Origin of the sequence: Paraburkholderia sp. SIMBA_054 (assembly GCF_046534875.1) — a bacterium.
In the GTDB taxonomy this organism is placed as follows: domain Bacteria; phylum Pseudomonadota; class Gammaproteobacteria; order Burkholderiales; family Burkholderiaceae; genus Paraburkholderia; species Paraburkholderia hospita.
On record NZ_JAWRXV010000997.1, the window covers coordinates 1 to 263 of the forward strand.

1 protein-coding gene is annotated in these 263 nt (G+C 52.5%); it reads left to right on the top strand.

All coding sequences use genetic code 11. The features are described 5' to 3' along the window. On the top strand, window positions 1–263 hold a 263-nt coding region (locus SB822_RS58135; protein WP_410859247.1), incomplete at both ends, for a LysR family transcriptional regulator.

A 263-nucleotide genomic window follows, 5' to 3' on the forward strand; every position in this document is an offset into this window, starting at 1 on the left:
GCACGCCTCTGGATCTCGATCAGTTGCAAACCTTCATAGCCATAGCGGATGCGGGCAGTTTTACGCGGGCAGCCGATGCTGTTTTCAAGACGCAATCCGCTGTTTCCATGCAGATGCGCCGGCTGGAAGAGCGTATTGGTAAACCGTTATTTGAACGTGATGGACGGATCAATCGTCTTACTGAAGAGGGCGAGCGGCTTCTGCTTTATGCACGCCGCATGATGCAGCTCAATGGTGAAACCATAGCTGCGTTTGATGACACT